The organism is Pseudogemmobacter sonorensis, assembly GCF_042762395.1.
In the GTDB taxonomy this organism is placed as follows: domain Bacteria; phylum Pseudomonadota; class Alphaproteobacteria; order Rhodobacterales; family Rhodobacteraceae; genus Pseudogemmobacter; species Pseudogemmobacter sonorensis.
Genome location: NZ_JBEFZE010000002.1, coordinates 17,400 through 36,131, shown reverse-complemented (window position 1 = coordinate 36,131; position 18,732 = coordinate 17,400). Strand labels below are relative to the sequence as shown.

The following is an 18,732-nucleotide window of genomic DNA, read 5'->3' as shown; positions in this document are numbered from 1 at the left end:
CGTCCGGCGCAGGTGGGCGATCACCTCCGGCGTCGGCTCCGGCAGCACGGCCAGGCATTCGCGCCGCAGTTCCGCCAGCGCGGGATGCGAGAGGTTGCGCATCAACTGGCCCCAGACCCGGGGCATGTGCCCCAGATAGCCGTCCTTGCCGTCGCGCAGGCAGAGCCGGGCGAAAACCCCAAGGATGCGCAGCGCGCGCAACGCGCCCAGTGTCGCATAGGCGGGCCGGAGGCTCTCGACGCTCCGCCCTCTGCCCCGGGCGAAGGCGGCAAGGGCTACGGCCTCGGTTTCCGGCGCGACATCGCGGCGGGCGTCCTGTAGAAGCGAGACCAGATCATATTCCGGCTGGCCCATCTGGCCGGACTGGAAATCCAGAAGCCCGACCCGGGCAAGACCGGCGCGTTCCGGCAGCCAGAGCAGGTTTCCGGCGTGATAGTCGCGCAGGATCAGGACGCGCGGCCCGTCGGCATGGGCCGCCAGCGCCCGGGCCAGTGCGGTTTCGATCCCCTCGGCCGGAACATCGGCGCCCCGGACGCCCCGGGCATAGATCTCGACCGCGATGCGGACCGATTGCGCCCATTCGGCCGCGCTCGGATCGGGCAGGCCCGTCGGCGCGGGCGCGGCCTGCAGCCGGGTCAGGACCCCGGTGGCCTCAAGATAGAGCGGAAGTTCCATTTCGGGCCGCGCGGCGCTGACCAGAGCGAAAAGATCGTCCCCCAGATCCTCGATCAGCAGGAGGCCCGCCTCCAGATCCCGGGCGAGGATCCGGGGTGGCGACAGGCCCAGCCCGGCCAGATGCGCGCCGATGCGGATGAAATCGGCCGGATCGTCGGCGCAGCCGGGGGGGGCGTCCATCAGGACCGCCGCCTCGCCGTCCCGGGCCAGACGCTCGTAGCTGCGGGACGAGGCATCGCCCGCCAGGTGCGCGCGCCTTGCCCCGGCCCATCCCGCCCGCGACAGGAACGCGGCTTTCCTATCCTCGCGGCTCATGTCGAAAGCCCTTCGGCCAGGGCGCGCAGCGTGGCGGAATCGGCGCCGGAAATCGTCAGGCCGCGCCCTTCGTCACGATGGGACAACGTCAGGGTGATCGCCGATCCGGGCCGGTCGGCGCCAAGGCGGTCGGGCCATTCGACCAGCACGATCGCGGTCTCCATCGCGTCGAGCAGCCCAAGCTCCTCGGCCTCGGCGGGATGGGTGAGGCGGTAGAGATCGGCGTGCCAGATCTCGCCCCCCGGCGTGTCATAGGTCTGGACCAGGGTGAAGCTGGGCGAGGGCACTTCGGTCGCCTCGCCCGCCAGCGCGCGGATTGCGGCACGGGCGATATGGGACTTGCCCGCGCCGACCGGCCCCTCCAGAAGGACGGTCCGTCCGGGGCGCAGCAGCGCGCCAAGGCGGGCGCCGAAGCGGCGGGCCTCTTTCTCGGTCTGAAGCACGAATTGCGGGGCGGGATCTGCGGACATGACGCAAGTCTATCCGTTGGCGCAGGGCCCCGAAAGGCCCTCTGAACGCCCCTTCGACGCCCCCCGGGGACGGCTTTCGGGAGGCTGGCGAAAGAGCCTGCGAAAGGCCTTCGGCAAGGCCGTCCCCGGGGGCGTTTCTAAAGATCACCGCTGCGATTTCGGCCCCGGCGTCAAAGCCGCATCACCGCCTTGTCCGGCCCGCCCTTGCCGTCGGATGCCGCCTTGCCCGGCCCGTCGCCGGTGCGATCCTCCGCCATGGGCGATGGGTTGCGCCCCCCGCTCAGCCGGAAGCTCACCAGGGTCGAGCCATGCGGCATGGGCGAGACCCGGCATTCCAGCGCCCGCCCGTCGGTCATCCGCGCCTCGCCCTCCCAGGGTTCGCGCGGGCCGAAACTGCCGATATAGGCGGAAAGGTCGCCCCACAGCAGCGTCGGCGCCGTCATCCGCCGCCAATGGCCGATCACCTGCGATTCTCCGCGCGCGGGCATCAGGCCCGAGGCCCCCTCCGGTCCCCATAGCCGCGTGGCGGCCAGATTCGACATCGCCACCGCCCCGTCCTGGGCGAAGACGACGACGGCGTCGCTTATCGCGTCAATCACCGCCTGGCCAAGCTCCAGATCCGCGCGGTAGCGGCGGGTGCGGGTCATCTCGGTCGAGATGTCTTCGATCATGAAGGCAAGCGCGCCATTGGGATGTGGACGGCCCGAGACCCGCCAGGTCTGGCCCGAGGGCAGGGTCCAGGTGTCTTCGTAAAGCCCCGAGGCGGCGGCCTCCTCCATTTCCACGATCTGGCGGCGCCAGCTTCGGTAGTCGCGCTGTTCGGGCAGCATGTTGCGCTCGCGCATCGCATCGAGCAGCATCGGCAGCGTCGGGCGCGAGATCAGGAATTCGGTGCCCAGGCCGGAAAGGTCGATCAATGCGGGGTTGAACATCTGCAACACCCGCCGTCCGTCGAAGATGGCCAGGCCGATCGGAAGCTGGGCGAAGGTCTTGGTCAGGGTCTGCATGAAATCGTGCAGGCTGGTCTCGGCCCGCACCAGCGGGTCGGCGGGCTGGGCGTAGAAGATCAGCCCGGGGGCCGAGGCGATGCCGGTCACCTCATACCAATGGGTGCCGACCCTTCGCCGCAACGGGGCGGTCTCCCCGGCGATCTGGCCGAAGACATCGGGCAGGGGCCAGGTCAGGTCCTGCCCCGGTTCCAGCCGTTCCAGCGCCAGACGCAGATAGGGGCTGTTGGCCCAGATCACCTCTCCCTCGGCGTTTTCGCGCCAGATCGGCATCGGCGCCTCGGCCAGGGTCTGGCGCAGCGCGCAAAGCTCGTCGCGCGCCGCGACCTCGGCGGCGCCGTCCGGCCCGCCGAGGATCTGCTCGCTGTCGCTGTCGATCAGCGTCAGCCGCGTCAGCCCGCCCAGCCATTCGGCCCGCAGAATCAGGGGCGGCGACAGATCCTCGCGCGAGCACAGCACGAACCGGCCTTCGCTCGGAAGCCCCTCAAGCCTTGCGGCCAGGCCGGGGAAGATCGGCTCCAGCCGCGAAAGCGCGCGCAGCCGGGGCCCTCCGATCTCGACCCCGCTATCGATCGTGCCGTCGATCAGGGCATGGGCCGGAGGGGTGGCGTCAAGCAGCCGGTCGCCGTCGAAGATCAGAACGGTCGCGGGAGTTTCGGTTCCGAAGACTGACGACAGCCGCGTCGGCGCCCGCAGCGACAGCGCCGAAATCGCCAGAAGCGCCGCACCGGCGACCAGGGTGGCCGTCACCACCAGCCCAAGGCCGAGTGTCCAGTCGATGGCCATTCCGCGCTCCAGTTCCCCAGTCTTGTCACGCCGCGTTTCCCCGGCAGGTTGGGGCAGGAGTCTTAATTCGAGGTTAATGAAGCTTGACGCTGCGCCGCCGTTCATGAAGCGCCGCCCTGGCGCAACCCCGGGGCGCCGCGATCAGATCGGGATCTGTTCGTTGGGCGATCCGGTAAAGCCGGGCGGGGCTTCGAAATCCTGGCGCGCCCAGACCGCGCTGACCACCGCGCCCGAACGCGCGGGGCGCTCGTCCGGGCTGAGGAACGGGTCGGATCCGTTGGAGAAGTCCAGCTCCGCCCCGGTGCGCTCCAGCAGCGTCTTGGCGATGAAGAGGCCAAGCCCCATGCCTTCGTATTCCGGGCGGCGTCCGCGGTCCTGATCCTCGCGCCGCGCGCGGATGAAGGGATCGCCGATGCGGCCGATGACATTGGGCGAATAGCCCTCGCCGTCGTCCGAGATGCGGATGAGGATCTGCCTTTCGGTCCATTCGCCGTCGATCCAGACGGTGGTGCGGGCGAAATCCACCGCATTCTGCACGAGGTTGCGCAGGCCGTGGATGATCTCGGGGCGGCGCAGCACATTGGGCTGGCGTTCGCCATCGACCGCGCCGCCCGGCCCGGGGCGCAGTGCGAAGACCAGTTCCTTGCCACGGGCGAGATGCGGCTCGGCCGCCTCGCGCAGCAACACGCCAAGCGGGGCCTGGCGCAGTTGCAGGTCGTCCTTCCCGGCCCGGCCCATGCCGCGCAGGATGTCGCGGCAGCGGTCGGTCTGGGCGCGGATCAGCCGCACGTCGTCCAGCAGCTCGGGCCGGTCTTCAAGCTCGCCGATCAGCTCGCCGGAGACGAGCTTGATCGTGGCCAGCGGCGTTCCCAGCTCATGCGCGGCGGCGGCGACCACACCGCCCAGATCGGTCAGCTTCTGCTCGCGCGCCAGCGCCATCTGGGTGGCCAGAAGCGCGTCGGACATCGCCCGAGTCTCAAGCGCGACACGGCGCGAATAGATGCCCAGGAAGACCAGCCCCACCACGATCGCCACCCAATAGCCGAAGGCGAACAGCGGCGGCAGCTCCAGCTTTGAGCCGTCGGGCATCAGGATCGGGATGCTGACATGCGCGATAAGGGTGATCAGCACGATGGCGGTCGCCCCCAGGATCAAGGTCGAACGCAGGCCGAGCGCGCTGGCCGAGATCGTCGCCGGAACCAGCACCAGAAGCGCGAAGGGATTGCTGAGCCCGCCGCTGAGAAAGATCAGGAATACAAGCTGGGCCAGATCGAATTGCAGCATCGCCAGCGCGCCCAGTTCCGACAGCCGCCGGTTACGCGGAAACAGGAAGACCGAGACTAGATTGGCCCCGACCGAGACCCCCACCGCCAGATAGCACAGAAGCAGCGGAAGGCGCAGGCCGAACCACAGATCGGCCAGGGTGATCGTGGCCAACTGCCCGCAGATCGCCAGCCAGCGCAGGAAGATCAGCGTGCGCAGGCGAAGGCGGTTTTCCTCGCCCCCACCCAGGCTCTTTCCGGGACCGCCGCCGGACTGGAACAGCGATGGTGTCGCGGGGCGGGGCGGGGATTTCGTCCTCATCTTTGCCACCTGTCCGTGGAAAAAGGGCTGTGTCCCGGATCGCTCCGGCCTCAGATCCGGCGCCCCATCTGGCGGCGGATCTGACGGCGGGTTTCCAGTTCGGCATTGATGGCGCCGCCGGTCAGGATCGCCAGCACCGAAAGGTAAAGCCACATCATCAGGATCACCACCGCCCCGATCGAGCCGTAGATCCGGTTGTAGCTGTTGAAATTCTCGAGATAGAGCGAGAAGCCGAAGGAAACCCCGGCCCAGGCGAAGGCGGCGAAGATCACGCCGCCGGTGATCCAGCCCGAATGCGAACCGCGCGGCAGGTTCGGCCCGAAACGGTAAAGGATGGCCAGACAGCTCAGCACAAGCGCGAACATCGCCACCCAGGGCAGCATGCGGGTCAGGCGCTGGGCGAGGCCGCCGAACTGCACATAGCCCAGAAGCACCGGCACGATGACGATGGTGGCCAGGGCGACGATCAGCGCCCCGATCAGCGCGAAGGTCAGCAGGAATTCGCGCGCCATGCCATGCAGCCAGTTTCGCCGCTCGACCCGGTGGACGACGTCAAGCCCCGCGACCAGCGCCGAAACCCCGTTGCGTGCCGAATAAAGCGCCACCGCCATCGACAGAAGCGTGGTCCAGCCCAAGGTCAGGCCCGGCGCATTCACCAGCGCCATCACCTGGTCATGCACCAGCGCCGCGGCATCGTCGGGCAGGAAGCGTTCGACCACCTCCAGATAGCCCGCGATCACGATCGGATCGGCCATCAGCCCCCAGATCGCCACCACCGCGCCCAGGCCGGGGAAAACGGCGAACATGGCGTAGAAGGCCACCCCGGCGGCGATCAGGCCGAAATGGCCGTCGCTGGTCCGGGTCCAGACGGCAAGAAGAAAGCGCCAGAGCGAACGGAGGATCCTGAGCATGGCCGTTTATCCTACGACTTCGCCGCAGGTGCAACCTGACCGGGCCGGGGGGCGCTCGCGGCTCAGCCGCCACGGATCCAGGTCGGGAAATCCGCCCCCTCGGGCATTGCGCGGGCGCGGTCCGAGATCAGGGCGCGGTCGCGCTTTTCCTCCAGCGTGCCGCCGCCCGCCAGGGCGTCGAAGCGGTCGAGATATTCCGGCAGGCGCCCCGAAAGCAGCAGGCCGGGGTCCAAGGGCAGGTCCGGGGTCAGCACCTTGGACAATTGCCAGACCACGGTCGTGCAGTTCGAGGTCAGGGTGTTATACCAGCGCGGCGCGGTATTCAGCGCATTTCCCAGCTCGACATAGCGCAGGAAGACCTGCCGCAACTGGCGCGGCGTCAGCTTCAGCGGGTAGAGCCGCACCTCTTCCGCGCGCTGCACGGCGCGCCATTGCACGATGTCTGCCTCTTCGGCGGCGATCAGCGACAATTCGAACTGGCGGAAAAAGCCTCCGATGGGCGAGAAACTCTCGCCCTTTTCGCGCCGGATCTCGACCGAGAAGGTCAGGGGGGGCGCGTCGCGGAAGCGGAAGCTGACCAGAAGATGCGCGATGTCGGGATTGTCCCAGACCGATGTGATCATGTCGGCGCCGGTCAGTTTCGACAGGTCGACGCTGCGCGAGATCCATGCCTCATGGCTGGTTTCATGCGCGCCGGACCAGCGAAAGGCGCGGACATTCTGCAGATGGACGATATTGCCCGCCACCTCGCCCCGCACGATATGGGCGACATCGGGCGCCCAGTCGCGGTCCTGCCGGGGGGTGAGCGACAGATACCAGCCCGCCACCGCCAGAGCCAGCAGGCCCAGCCCAGCCCAGCCCCAATCGGTGGCCAGCCGCGCCCAGACCACCGCCGCCAGCGCCAGCGCGAAACCCGCCAGCACCGGCACCCTGGCCTGGGGAAACTGCACCCAGAGCGCGGTCGCCGCCCAGGCGCCGCCCAGCGCCAGCAGGGCCCAGAACGGCACGGCCGCCATCATAGCCTTCACCGCTTCACGCTCGACGTGACATAGTTCACCGAAAGGTCGCGCGACGACAGGCTCCAGCGCCAGGAGACCGGGTTGAACACCATGCCCTTGCGGTCCACCGGATCAAGCCCCGCGCCCCGGATCAGGTCGAACAATTCCTCGGGCGTGATGAATTTCCGCCAGTCATGCGTGCCGACCGGCAGCCAGCGCATCACGCGCTCGGCGCCGACGATCGCCATCAGCCAGCTTTTCGGATTGCGGTTGAGGGTCGAGCAGATCATCAGCCCGCCGGGTTTCAGCAGCGCCTCGCAGGCGCGCAGATAGGCCGGGGGATCGGCGACATGTTCGATCACCTCCATGTTCAGCACGATGTCGAACCGCTCGCCCGCCGCGGCCAGCGCCTCGGCGGTGGTGTGGCGGTAGTCGATCGCCAGCCCGCTTTCCTCGGCATGCAGCCGGGCTATGGGGATGTTGCGCTCGGCCGCATCGGCGCCCACCACCTCGGCCCCCAGCCGGGCCATCGGCTCGGACAAAAGCCCGCCGCCGCAGCCGATGTCCAGGATCCGCAGCCCGGCGAAGGGCAGGGGGGTCGCCAGGTCCCGGCCGAATTCGGCGGCGATCTGGCGGGTGATGTAATCCAGCCGACAGGGATTCATCAGATGCAGCGGGCGGAACTTGCCGTTCGGATCCCACCATTCCGAGGCCATGGCCTGGAACTTCGCCACCTCGGCGGGATCAATCGTCGCGCTGGCCTGCATGGCACGCTCCTTCGTTCGACTTCGGTCTTCCGCCGCGTTATACATGATCTCATGGATCAAAGATCAGGCCAAAAACGCGCAGCCGACTATCTTTATCCGCCCCTCGAACCCTTCGAGCGGCGGGTGATGGAGACCGGCGACGGCCATTCGATCCATGTCGAGCAATGCGGCAACCCCGCGGGCGTGCCGGTGATCGTCTTCCATGGCGGGCCCGGCGGCGGATGCAGCCCGGCGATGCGGCGCTATTTCGATCCGGCGCATTACCGGGTGGTGCTGTTCGACCAGAGGGGATGCGGACGCTCGCGCCCCCATGCCTCGGTCGAGCGGAACACCACCTGGGACCTGGTGGCGGATGCCGAAAGGATCCGCGAATTGCTGGGGATCGAGCGGTTCATCGTCTTCGGCGGCAGTTGGGGCGCCACGCTGGCCCTTGTCTATGCGCTGACCCATCCCCAGCGGGTGCGCCATCTGGTCTTGCGCGGCGTCTTCCTGATGACCCGGGCCGAGCTTGACTGGTTCTACGGCGGCGGCGCGGGGGCGTTCTTCCCCGATCTCTGGGCGCGTTTCATAGCACCCATCCCCGAGGCCGAGCGCGGCGACCTGATCCGCGCCTATCATCGTCGACTGTTTTCCGGAAATACCGGCGAAGAGATCCGCTTCGGCCGGATCTGGGCGCAATGGGAAAACGCCCTGGCCTCGATCGGCAATGACGGCATGTTCGGCGAAAGCCCCGGCGAATACGCCCGCGCCTTTTCGCGGATCGAGAACCATTATTTCATCAACGACGGCTTTCTGGACGAAGACGGCTGGATCCTTAAGCACCGCCGCCGGATCGAGCATATCCCCGCCGATATCGTGCAGGGGCGCTACGATATGGTCTGCCCGCCGGTCTCGGCCTGGAAACTGGCGCAGGGCTGGGACCGGGCGCGGGTCGATCTGGTGCCCCTGGCGGGCCATGCCCTTTCCGAGCCGGGGATCAGCGAGGCGCTGGTGCGGGTGATGGACCGCCTGCGCGGCTGAGGGGTTTTCCCTTCGGGCTGTGTATCGACGGCGAGAAGGAACCCGGTGGTCGTCACGCCCATCACAACGGGCATTTCCGTAATCTGCACGCGTCGGACGAAACGCGAGGCGTGGCCTAAGGGGGCGGGCAAGGAAGAGTTCTGCTGCGAAAATGGGCAGAACGAGAAAAATCCGTCCTCGGCGATCCGGATAAAGAACGACTTGTCTCATAGATATTTATCCGGCCCGATCCTAGTGTCCAGATCCAGCCTTCCTCGGGCTGTCTCTCGACCTTCGAGGGCGCCGATGCCGATGCCGGAGGCAAGATCGCCACGCTGACCTACGAACAGCTTGAGCGGAGCAAGTTCTACCGTATCGGCAACGACAAGCTGAAGGACAGGCTCTTCGCCGAGGCCGAGGCCCGGATCAACGCCGCTTGACCGCACAGGGCCCGCACCGAACGGCGGCGGGGGTCGCATTCACGGGAGACCAGACCATGACCCGATTGATCGACCTGAATGCCTGGATCAACTTGTCCGGGGCCGGGGATGATTCCTGGCCGCGAAAGGGCTACAGGCGGATGCGTTCTTCGCGTTTGACCACTACGTCAATGCGGCGCGCATCGCGCATAGGGGCGTGTTCTCGAATGTCTTCATGTCCGACCGGCCGCAGCCTCTGATCGGCGAGGGGCCGCGCCCCGAACAGACCCTGGATCCTTTCGTGCTGTTCCCGGCGATCCTGTCGCAGATGCCCGATACCGGCGCGATCATCACCGCCACCACGCAATGCAACCAGCCCTATCAGCTTGCACGCGCGGTCCAGAGCCTGAACCTGCTGTTCCCCGGTCGCATCGGCTGGAACATCGTGTCCTCGTGGCACCCCGAGATCGCGGCGAATTTCGGCGGCGAGGAATTGCCCGACCGCGCCACCCGCTATGCGAGGGCCGAGGAATTCGTCGAAGTGGTGTTGAAACTTTGGAACAGTTGGTCCTACCCTTGGGGCGAGGGCGAGCTGAAATCCTTCGGGACGTCGACGCCGATCGATCACGAGGGCGCGCATTTCCGCGTGAAGGGGCCCCTGAACCTGCCCGCCGCGCCCTGGGGGCGGCCCAGGATCGTCCAGGCCCGGGGGGGCGGTCGCGGGGGTCGGGCTGGGCGCGCGCCATGTCGATTTCGTCTATGCGCCGCTGTCCTCGGTGGAAGGCGGCCGCGCCTTCCGCGCCGAATTGCATGCCGCCGCCCTCACCGCCGGTCGGGGGAGGCGCTGCCGGGCGGAAACCGGCTGTGGCCGCCCGCGCCCGATCTGGGGCGGCGGATATGGCAGGCAAGCTTTTCGGTCGACGGCGCGATCCGTGCGGGGCGGGCGACGGATTGATGCCGTCGCGCATCCGGCCCCGGCCCCCGGGGCGCGAGGGCATGTCTTTGGCCGATCTGCAACGCCCGCTGGTCGAGGCCTATCTGACCCATCTGCCGCCGGGTGTGGCGCCGCGGATCCTTGCCTCGCGCTTGGTCTATGTCGCGGAAGACCACGAAAAGGCGCCGGAATTCGGCGGCCTGGGGTTGCGAAGAGCCGCGACCCGGATCGGCGGGGAAAAGTTTGCCGGGCTTTCCGGCTTGACCACCCGGGATCTGATCCGGCGCTTCGACCAGCATATCGGAACGCCTGAGGAGGTCGTCCGCTCCCTGGCCGGGGATGCGGTTCTGGAACAGGCGATGGATGTGGCGGTGCAGCTTCACTCGGTCGATCCGCCCCATGCCGAAATCCTGAATTCGATCACGCTCTTCGCGCGCGAGGTGGCGCCCGCCCTCGGCTGGCGCGCCCGTGCGGCGGCGGCGGAAGTCGGGGGCGACTTGGCCAAGGGGCGGGCTGACCGGCGATCGGGCCGCAGGACATGGTGCGGTGGCCGGAGGCGATACCCAACGTCGCGAAAGGCGCCGAGCCGGAGGTTACGCCCCGGAGGGCGGGATTTCGTCCTGATGTTCGCCAAGGCGGGGCGAAGCGCGGTCGAGCGAAAGCTCGGCGCCCGAGAAGGTGACGGGCGTCCGCACGCCGGGCACGCCTTCGGGCGCGATCTTCAGCCCGCGCGCGATCACCTGCGGATCGGCGAAGACCTCGGCCAGGTCGTTGATCGGGCCCGCGGGCACGCCCTCGGCCTCGCAGGCGGCCAGAAGATCGGCCTTGGCGAAGCGCCGCGTCGCCTCGGTCAGTTTCGCGGTCAACTCGTCGCGGCGGGCGATGCGGTCGGCATTGCTCCGGTATTCGGGCGCCTCGGCCAGGGCATGCAGGCCGAGGATCGCGCAAAGCCTGCGATACTGGCCGTCGTTGCCGGTGGCGAAGATGATCCAGCCGTCGCGGCAGTCGAAGACGGCATAGGGCATCAGATTGGGATGGGCATTGCCCATCCGGCGGGGCGCATCCCCGGTGGCCAGATAGTTCATCGCCTGATTGGCGAGGATCGCCGTCCCCACATCCATCAGCGCCATGTCGATATGCTGGCCCTCGCCGGTGCGGGCGCGCTGCAAGATCGCGGCAAGGATCGCGGTCGTGGCATAGATGCCGGTGTAGATGTCGGTCACCGCAAGGCCGACCTTCTGCGGCTGGCCGCCGGGGTCTCCGGTCAGGCTCATCAGCCCGGCCATGCCCTGAATGATGAAATCATAGCCCGCGCGCGGCGCATAGGGGCCGGTCTGGCCGAATCCGGTGATCGAGCAATAGACGAGGCGGGGGTTCACCTGCCGCAGGCTTTGGTAGTCCAGCCCGTATTTCGCCAAGCCCCCCAGCTTGAAATTCTCGATCACCACATCGGCCCCGGCGACAAGGCGGCGGACGGTTTCCTGGCCCTCTTTGGTGCGGAAATCGGCGATGACGCTTTTCTTCCCCCGGTTGGTGCCGTGGAAATAGGCCGCCGTGCGGTCGGTCCCGCCGTCGGGGGTCGGCCGTTCGATGAAGGGCGGGCCCCAGCGGCGGGTGTCGTCGCCTTCGGGCGCCTCGACCTTGATCACCTCGGCCCCCAGATCGGCAAGCGTCTGGCCCGCCCATGGACCGGCCAGGATCCGCGCCAGTTCGATGACGCGGATCCCTTCCAGTGGCGCGGGCATTTCAGCCCCCCAGCTTGCTGTCGATGATCTTCTTCAACTCGGCATAGGTCATGTTGCCGTGAAGCTCGCCGTCGATCAGCAGGGCGGGCGTGCCCTGGATCGGGGTTTCCTGCATCGAGGTCTCGAACTGCGCGACAAGCGTATCGACCAGCGCAGTGTCCGACAGGCAGGCGTCGAGCTGTTCGTTGGTCAGCCCCGCCGTCAGGCCGATGGTGCGCAGCTTCTGCACGACCAGCGTGGGATCGCCCGCCGTGGCCCAGTCGTTCTGCTGTTCGAACAGTATGTCCGAAATGCCGAAATAGCGCATTTCGCCGCCGCAGCGCGCGACCAGAGCGGCCCAGAGGCCGTATCGGTCGAAATAGACCTCGGAGACCGAAAAGCGGACCTTGCCGCTGTCGATATATTCGGTCTTCAGCGGCTTGAAGGCGGTGGCGTGGAAATTCGCGCAATGCGAGCAGGTGTAGGAGGCGAATTCGACGATATGGATCGGGGCATCGGCCGCGCCGATCGAGGGCATGCCGGTGAAATGCTGCGTGGCCGGGGCCTCGGCGCCCTCTTCGGCGGGGGCCTCCTGTGCCCAGGCCGGGGCGCTTGCAAGGGTGGCGGCAAGGGCCATCAGGCTCCGGCGGGTGAGTGTGGTCATCGGGGCGTCCTCATTTCTTTTCGGCGCGAGTTAGGATGTTGCGGGCCAGCAGTTCAAGGGCGGCCCGCAGGCCGGGATCGGCGATGGCCTCGGCCGTCTGCGCGGCGCGGGCCCGGGTTTCGGGGCTTGGCCCGCCGGGCCCGGCGGCGGGGCCCGGGGTGAACCGGGCCTGGCCTTCGGCAAAGCCGGTGGCGGCGGTCTGGGTCAGGATCACCCGGGAGATGGCGTTGTAGCCGTAGACCGCGTTCACCTTCTCGCGGATGCGGGCCTTCTGCATCTCGACCACCGGCGCCATCGCGCCCTGGACCAGAAGCGTCAGCGTGCCCCCCATGCCGCCCTGGCCGTAGCCGACCTTCACCGGGCGGGTGATGCGGGCGATCTCGGGGCCGACGACCTCGGCCCAATGGGTGACGAGGCGGGCCACCGCGAAGCCCCGGCTTTCGCCCGCCCGGCGCACCTGGCCCGAGACCAGCGAGAACGCGGGTTCGAAACCGCGCATGCGGTGTTGGGCCGATGGGGAAGGGGCGGGTCTGCGGGCCATCCGGTGCCGTCATGTTCCGGCCCGATGTTGCCCGGGCCCTTCAGTGCGCTATGTTGTCTGTGCGCTATCTTAACCGAAGCCCGTTTCCCCGCCAGCCCGGCACGCGCCAGAAAGCCTAAAGATTGCGTGATAGAGTTGAAACAGCCGATCGGGCCGGAACGCCCGGCGATCTTCTGCTGGCCTGGTATGACCGCCATGCCCGCGAGATGCCCTGGCGCGTCGGCCCGGCCGAGCGGCGCGCGGGCATCCGGCCCGATCCCTATCGGGTCTGGCTGTCCGAGGTGATGCTGCAGCAGACCACCGTCGCGGCGGTGCGGGGCTATTTCCAGCGCTTCACCGCGCGCTGGCCGGATGTCGCCGCGCTGGCGGCGGCGCGGGACGAGGATGTCATGGCCGAATGGGCGGGTCTTGGCTATTACGCCCGCGCCCGCAACCTTCTGCGCTGCGCGCGCGAGGTGGCGGCGCGGGGCGGCTTTCCCGCGACGCGCGACGCGCTTCTGACCCTGCCCGGCATCGGCCCCTATACGGCGGCGGCCATCGCCTCGATCGCATGGGACGAGGCGGCGGTGGTGGTCGACGGCAATGTGGAGCGGGTGATGGCGCGGCTTTTCGCCGTCGAGACCCCGCTTCCCGACGCCAGGCCCGAACTGACCGCGCTGGCGGCGCGGCTGACGCCCCGGCAGCGCCCGGGCGATCATGCCCAGGCGGTGATGGATCTGGGCGCGACGATCTGCACGCCGAAATCGCCCGCCTGCGGCATCTGCCCGCTGAGGACGCCCTGCGCCGCCCGCGCCCGCGGCCTTGCGGCAGAACTGCCGCGCAAGCGCGCCAAACCGGCAAAGCCGGTGCGCGCGGGCGTGGTCTGGGCGCTGCTGACCCCGCGCGGCTGGCTGATGGAGCGGCGGCCCGCGCGCGGCCTTCTGGGCGGCATGCCGGGCTTTCCCGGCGACGGCTGGGACGGCGCGGGCGGCCCCGCCCCGGCCGAGGCCGACTGGCGCGAGGCCGGGGCCTTTCGCCACACCTTCACCCATTTCCACCTGGACCTGCGGGTCCTGGCCGCTTTCGGCGAGGCAAATCCCCTGCGCGGCGAGATCATGCCCGGGCTGGACCCGCAAAGCCTGCCCACATTGATGCGAAAGGCGCATGATCTGGCGGCTGCGGCGCTTTCGTCGCGTTGATCTTTCCGCGCGGGAATGCGTTAATCCGCGGGAAAATGGAGGCCCAAATGTCCCTTCTCTCTCCCGAAAAGGTGGCCAGCCCCGCGCAAGCCCTTCCATTCTGGCTGTCATTCGGAACCGTCCCCGTCGCCCTTCTGGGCATGGCCTGGGGCGGGTTCTGGGTGCTTTTGCTGCCGATCTATTGTTGGGGGCTGTTCTCGGCCCTCGATGCGGCCCTTGGCCTGAATACCGAAAACGCCAGCCTCGACACCTCGGACGAGGATCTGTGGCTCTACCGCTGGCTGACCATGCTGTGGTTCCCGGTGCAGTTCGTGCTGCTGTGCATCTTCCTGTGGTATCTGCCGCGCAGCGGGCTGGGAGTCTGGGAAAAGATCGGCATGACCTTCGGCATGGGTGTGATGACCGGCACCATCGGCATCAACTACAGCCATGAGCTGATGCACCAGAAGCCCAAGGTGGAACGCTGGCTGGCGGATCTGATGCTTGCCACCGTGCTTTATTCGCATTTCCGCACCGAGCATCTGAAGGTCCATCACCTTTATGTCGGCACGCCCCGCGACGCGGTGACCGCGCGCTACAACGAGGGTTTCCACCGCTTCTTCCCGCGCGTGGTGGTCGAGACCCGGCGCTCGGCCTTCCGGGCGGAAAAGGCCTGGCTCGCGCGCAAGGGGCTGCCGTGGTGGCATCGCTCGAACCCCTATTGGCGCTACTGGCTCTTGCAGGGCGGTATGATGTTCTTGGCGCTGGCGCTTGGCGGCTGGCAGGGGATCTTGCTGTTCGCCGGCCAGGCGGCGGTGGCGACCTGGCAGCTTGAACTGGTGAACTACGTCGAGCATTACGGCCTGACCCGGCGCCATCTGGGCGAGGGCCGCTACGAACATGCCCTGCCCCGCCATAGCTGGAACGCGGCGCACAAGGCGACGAACTGGCTTTTGATCAACCTGCAGCGCCATTCGGACCATCACTACAAGCCCGACCGCCGCTTCCCTCTGCTTCAGAACTACGAAGAGGACGAGGCGCCGCAGCTTCCGCGTGGCTATCCGGCGATGACCTTCGTGGCGATGATCCCGCCGCTGTGGCGGCGGATGATGAACCCGCGCGTGCGGGCCTGGCGCAAGCAGTTCTATCCCGACATCACCGACTGGAAACCCTACAACAAGGGGCTGAACCCGATCCCCAGGGGCGCACCCTGATGACTGTCGCGCCCGCAAGATGACCCCCGCAAGATGACCGGGCTCGCAATGTAAAATGCCCCGCCATGGCATGCCATGGCGGGGCGAGTCGCACCCCGGGCGGTCCAGGGCGCAGGCGTTCCTGGTCCCGTCTGTGAACCCCCCGGTCAGTTGGGTCGAGTGGCCTCTGCTTCCATCTCGGCCCGGATCTGCTGGCGCAAGATGTCGATCGGGATCATCTTGCCGTCGCGCTTGTAATGCCAATAGGTCCATCCGTTGCAGGACGGCGCGCCCTCATAGGCGGCGCCGACCTGGTGGATCGAGCCCTTGACGTCATTGCCGATCAGCGTGCCGTCGGCGCGCACCTTGGCCTTGTAGCGGCTGCCGATCGAGAACAGCTCCTCGCCCGGGCGCAGCATGCCGCGCTCGACCACCTGGCCGAAAGGCACGCGCGGTTCCGCGCGTTTCGAGCCGGTCACCTCAAGCGCCGAGGCGTCGAATTTGCGCACCCTTGCGATCCGGGCCTCGGCGGCGCGGCGATAGGCCTCTTCGCGCTCGATCCCGATGAAGTCGCGGCCCAGCATCTTGGCGACCGCGCCCGTGGTGCCGGTGCCGAAGAACGGATCGAGCACCACGTCGCCGGGATTGGTGGTGGCGACCAGGATGCGGTGCAGCAGCGCCTCGGGCTTCTGGGTCGGATGGGCCTTGTCGCCATGTTCGTCCTTCAGCCGCTCATGCCCGGTGCAGATCGGAATGACCCAGTCCGACCGCATCTGGATCCCTTCGTTGAGCGATTTCAGCGCCTCGTAGTTGAAGGTGTATTTCGAAGCCTCCCCGCGCGAGGCCCAGATCAGCGTCTCATGCGCGTTGGTCAGCCGCCGACCCTTGAAGTTCGGCATTGGGTTGGACTTGCGCCAGACCACGTCGTTCAACAGCCAATAGCCCTGGTTCTGCAACTCGGCGCCCAGGCGGAAGACATTGTGGTAGGAGCCGATGACCCAGATCGCGCCGTTGGGCTTCAAAAGCCGCTTCGCCGCGCGCAGCCAGGCTCGGGTGAACTCGTCGTAGGCGGCAAAGGAATCGAACTGGTCCCAATGGTCGTCCACCGCATCGACGCGGGAATTGTCGGGCCGGTGCAAATCGCCCTTCAACTGAAGATTGTATGGCGGATCGGCGAAGATCAGGTCGACCGAGCCCGCAGGCAGGCTCTCCATCACCTCGATACAATCACCCGCAAGGATATTGTTCAGCGGAAGCGCCCCGGCGCCCGCAGCATTTCTGCTCGTCATGTTCTGCCTCTGCCCGCGGCATCTTTGTGCCGTTCTTGTGGGATCAGTGTGAGTCAGAGACGATTCGCAGTCAAATTCTTTTTTGAATCAAGGGGTTATAGATTTATCTTGATACAAGATGTTGTGGACGGGACGGAAGGAACGTCTATGAACGGGGGTGACCCCGAAATCTAGAAGCGCCCTCAGATGGGTCTTGGTGGGGTATCCGGCGTTCCTCTCCCAGCCGTAGCCGGGGTATTGTTGCGCCAAATCCACCATGATGCGGTCGCGCGCAACCTTGGCGACAATCGAGGCGGCGGCGATCGACAGGCAGCGCGCATCGCCCTTGACCAGGGCCTCGGCCGGACAGCCAAGCCCCTTCGGGATCAGATTGCCGTCGATCAGCGCGTGATCGGCGCCCGCCAGTCCGGCCACCGCCCGCTCCATCGCCAGATGGCTGGCGCGCAGGATGTTCAGCCGGTCGATCTCTTCGATGCTGGCATGGGCCAGCGAGACTTCGGCATGGGCCCAAAGCCAGTCCGACAGCCGCTCGCGCGCGGCCTGCGGCAATGTCTTGCTGTCGGCCAGCCCCTCGGGGATGCGCGCCGGATCCAGCCGCACCGCCGCCGCCGTCACCGGCCCGGCCAGGGGCCCGCGCCCCACCTCGTCCACGCCGACGACGAAACGGGCGCCCCGTGCCGTCGCCAGCACCTCGAAACTGTAATCGGGGATCATCCGCACCATGCCCCCTTTGACCGCCCGGGGCGGGCCCGCACAAGACCCCGCCCCCGCCTTGCGACGAAAATATCGCCGCCGGAGGCGCAGCTTTCCGGCCTGCGCTCTGGCGGCGCGCCCCGATCGCCGTTATCTCGACGCCATCCCATGCCGCAATCAGGACAAGCCATGACCTTCTCCCGCGCCATCAAGATCGCCCCTTCGATCCTCGCCGCCGATTTCGCGGATTTCGGCGCCGAATGCGCGGCGGTCGAGGCGCAGGGGGCCGACTGGATCCATGTCGATGTGATGGACGGCCATTTCGTGCCCAATATCAGCTTCGGCGCCACGACCTGCGCCGCGATCCGGCCGCATATCAAGGGGGTGATGGACGTCCATCTGATGATCGCCCCGGTCGATCCCTATATCGAGGCCTTCGCCGGTGCCGGTGCCGATATCATCACCGCCCATCTTGAGGCCGGACCGCATATCCACCGCACGCTTCAGGCGATCCGGGGCGCGGGGGCGAAGGCGGGGCTGGCGCTGAACCCGGGAACCGGGCTCGACGGGGTGGAGAACCTGCTCGACCTGGTCGATCTGGTCTGCGTCATGACGGTGAACCCCGGTTTCGGCGGGCAGAAATTCATCGACATGACCGCGAAGATCCGCCGCCTGCGCAGCATGATCGGCGACCGCCCGGTGCATATCGAGATCGACGGCGGGGTGACGGCCGAGACCGCGCCGCTGGTCGCGGCGGCGGGGGCCGATGTGCTGGTGGCGGGCTCGGCGGTGTTCAAGGGCGGCTCGGCCCGCGATCCCGCGCCTTACGGCAAGAATATCCGCGCCATCCGCGCCGCGGCCGAGGCGGCGCTTTGAAACCCGTCCTCTTCGATCTCGACGGCACGCTGATCGACTCCGTCCCGGATATCGCCGCCGCGCTGAACCGCGTTCTGGCGGCAGAGGCGCAGGCGCCCTTCGATCTGGCCGAGGTGACATCCTTCGTCGGCAAGGGCATCGCCGATCTGGTCGCCCGCGCCATGGCGGCGCGCGGCCTGGCGACGACGGAACACCCCCGGCTGACCGCCGCCGTCCTGGCGGCCTATCAGGCCGATGGCGCGTCCAGGACGCGGATCTATCCCGGCGTCGTCCCGGCGCTGGAGGCTTTGCGCGCCCGTGGCCACCGGCTGGGGATCTGCACCAACAAGCCCGAACCGGCGGCGCGACAGATCCTCGACCAGCTTGGCCTTTCGCCCCTCTTCGACGTGGTTCTCGGCGGCGGGCGGCTTGCGGTGCTGAAACCAGATCCGGCGCCGCTTCTGACCGCGATGGCGGAAATCGGCGGCGCCTCGATCTTCGTCGGCGACAGCGAGGTCGATGCCGAGACCGCGCGGCGGGCGGACGCGCCCTTCCTGCTTTACACCGAGGGCTACCGCAAATCGCCGGTCGAGGCGCTGCCGCATCTTGCGGCCTTCGAGCATTTCGACGCCCTGCCCGATCTGGTCGCCGCCGCCGCGAAAGACGGCTGATATCGGATAACCTGGCCGTCGGGCCGCTGCGATATTGAATATCCGGGCCCGGAGGCGCAGATTGCCGCTGTCGAGCAACC

17 protein-coding genes and 1 pseudogene are annotated in these 18,732 nt (G+C 67.7%); 6 read left to right on the top strand and 12 right to left on the bottom strand.

Features of this window, described 5'->3' with window-relative positions; all coding sequences use genetic code 11:
* Positions 1 to 6: 6 nt before the first annotated feature.
* The 7 genes and pseudogenes from ABNX41_RS01770 to ubiG all read right to left on the bottom strand — a co-directional run.
* Positions 7 to 990, bottom strand: a pseudogene (locus tag ABNX41_RS01770) (aminoglycoside phosphotransferase family protein); the annotation flags it as partial.
* Positions 987 to 1,460: a tRNA (adenosine(37)-N6)-threonylcarbamoyltransferase complex ATPase subunit type 1 TsaE gene (gene tsaE / locus ABNX41_RS01765; RefSeq protein ID WP_438668003.1), complete on the bottom strand. Its 474-nt coding sequence runs from the start codon at positions 1,458 to 1,460 to the stop codon at positions 987 to 989. The gene tsaE and the pseudogene ABNX41_RS01770, both read right to left, overlap by 4 nt.
* A 170-nt stretch (positions 1,461 to 1,630) precedes the next feature.
* Positions 1,631 to 3,253, bottom strand: coding sequence for a PAS-domain containing protein (locus ABNX41_RS01760; RefSeq protein WP_438668002.1), 1,623 nt, complete (start codon positions 3,251 to 3,253; stop codon positions 1,631 to 1,633).
* A gap of 141 nt (positions 3,254 to 3,394) precedes the next feature.
* On the bottom strand, positions 3,395 to 4,837 hold the full coding sequence (gene regB / locus ABNX41_RS01755) for a sensor histidine kinase RegB (protein WP_438668001.1): 1,443 nt from the start codon (positions 4,835 to 4,837) through the stop codon (positions 3,395 to 3,397).
* A 50-nt stretch (positions 4,838 to 4,887) separates the two neighbouring features.
* Positions 4,888 to 5,748, bottom strand: a complete 861-nt coding sequence (locus ABNX41_RS01750) for a YihY/virulence factor BrkB family protein (protein ID WP_438668000.1) — start codon at positions 5,746 to 5,748, stop codon at positions 4,888 to 4,890.
* A gap of 62 nt (positions 5,749 to 5,810) precedes the next feature.
* A complete protein-coding gene (locus ABNX41_RS01745) occupies positions 5,811 to 6,767 on the bottom strand; it encodes an Lnb N-terminal periplasmic domain-containing protein (RefSeq protein ID WP_438667999.1) in 957 nt (318 codons plus the stop codon).
* 5 nt (positions 6,768 to 6,772) lie between these two features.
* Positions 6,773 to 7,513, bottom strand: coding sequence for a bifunctional 2-polyprenyl-6-hydroxyphenol methylase/3-demethylubiquinol 3-O-methyltransferase UbiG (ubiG, locus tag ABNX41_RS01740; protein WP_438667998.1), 741 nt, complete (start codon positions 7,511 to 7,513; stop codon positions 6,773 to 6,775).
* A gap of 51 nt (positions 7,514 to 7,564) precedes the next feature.
* Here ubiG and pip point away from each other — a divergent pair, with 51 nt between their 5' ends.
* Entirely contained in the window at positions 7,565 to 8,533 is a 969-nt protein-coding gene (gene pip, locus ABNX41_RS01735; protein WP_438667997.1) for a prolyl aminopeptidase, read from the top strand.
* A 534-nt stretch (positions 8,534 to 9,067) separates the two neighbouring features.
* On the top strand, positions 9,068 to 9,886 hold the full coding sequence (locus ABNX41_RS01730) for an LLM class flavin-dependent oxidoreductase (protein ID WP_438668233.1): 819 nt from the start codon (positions 9,068 to 9,070) through the stop codon (positions 9,884 to 9,886).
* Between the two features lie 572 nt (positions 9,887 to 10,458).
* On the opposite strand, the gene ABNX41_RS01725 is transcribed toward ABNX41_RS01730, so the two are convergent.
* The 3 genes from ABNX41_RS01725 to ABNX41_RS01715 are packed head-to-tail and all read right to left on the bottom strand — an operon-like array spanning position 10,459 to position 12,794.
* A complete protein-coding gene (locus ABNX41_RS01725; RefSeq protein WP_438667996.1) occupies positions 10,459 to 11,610 on the bottom strand; it encodes a CaiB/BaiF CoA transferase family protein in 1,152 nt (383 codons plus the stop codon).
* A 1-nt stretch (position 11,611) separates the two neighbouring features.
* The gene (locus ABNX41_RS01720) at positions 11,612 to 12,253 is read right to left on the bottom strand and encodes a DsbA family protein (RefSeq protein ID WP_438667995.1); all 642 of its coding nucleotides are present in this window, start codon (positions 12,251 to 12,253) and stop codon (positions 11,612 to 11,614) included.
* A 10-nt stretch (positions 12,254 to 12,263) separates the two neighbouring features.
* Positions 12,264 to 12,794: a DUF721 domain-containing protein gene (locus ABNX41_RS01715; RefSeq protein ID WP_438667994.1), complete on the bottom strand. Its 531-nt coding sequence runs from the start codon at positions 12,792 to 12,794 to the stop codon at positions 12,264 to 12,266.
* Between the two features lie 122 nt (positions 12,795 to 12,916).
* Here ABNX41_RS01715 and ABNX41_RS01710 point away from each other — a divergent pair, with 122 nt between their 5' ends.
* Together ABNX41_RS01710 and ABNX41_RS01705 are read left to right on the top strand one after the other, a co-directional pair.
* Entirely contained in the window at positions 12,917 to 13,972 is a 1,056-nt protein-coding gene (locus ABNX41_RS01710; RefSeq protein ID WP_438667993.1) for an A/G-specific adenine glycosylase, read from the top strand.
* A 47-nt stretch (positions 13,973 to 14,019) separates the two neighbouring features.
* A complete protein-coding gene (locus tag ABNX41_RS01705) occupies positions 14,020 to 15,165 on the top strand; it encodes an alkane 1-monooxygenase (RefSeq protein WP_438667992.1) in 1,146 nt (381 codons plus the stop codon).
* A gap of 146 nt (positions 15,166 to 15,311) precedes the next feature.
* On the opposite strand, the gene ABNX41_RS01700 is transcribed toward ABNX41_RS01705, so the two are convergent.
* The gene (locus ABNX41_RS01700; protein ID WP_438667991.1) at positions 15,312 to 16,433 is read right to left on the bottom strand and encodes a site-specific DNA-methyltransferase; all 1,122 of its coding nucleotides are present in this window, start codon (positions 16,431 to 16,433) and stop codon (positions 15,312 to 15,314) included.
* An 87-nt stretch (positions 16,434 to 16,520) separates the two neighbouring features.
* The gene (rnhB, locus tag ABNX41_RS01695) at positions 16,521 to 17,156 is read right to left on the bottom strand and encodes a ribonuclease HII (RefSeq protein ID WP_438667990.1); all 636 of its coding nucleotides are present in this window, start codon (positions 17,154 to 17,156) and stop codon (positions 16,521 to 16,523) included.
* A gap of 159 nt (positions 17,157 to 17,315) precedes the next feature.
* Here rnhB and rpe point away from each other — a divergent pair, with 159 nt between their 5' ends.
* Together rpe and gph are read left to right on the top strand one after the other, a co-directional pair.
* The gene (rpe, locus tag ABNX41_RS01690) at positions 17,316 to 18,002 is read left to right on the top strand and encodes a ribulose-phosphate 3-epimerase (RefSeq protein ID WP_438667989.1); all 687 of its coding nucleotides are present in this window, start codon (positions 17,316 to 17,318) and stop codon (positions 18,000 to 18,002) included.
* On the top strand, positions 17,999 to 18,652 hold the full coding sequence (gene gph / locus ABNX41_RS01685; RefSeq protein WP_438667988.1) for a phosphoglycolate phosphatase: 654 nt from the start codon (positions 17,999 to 18,001) through the stop codon (positions 18,650 to 18,652). Before rpe ends, gph begins: the two co-directional genes overlap by 4 nt.
* The last annotated feature ends 80 nt before the right edge of the window (positions 18,653 to 18,732 follow it).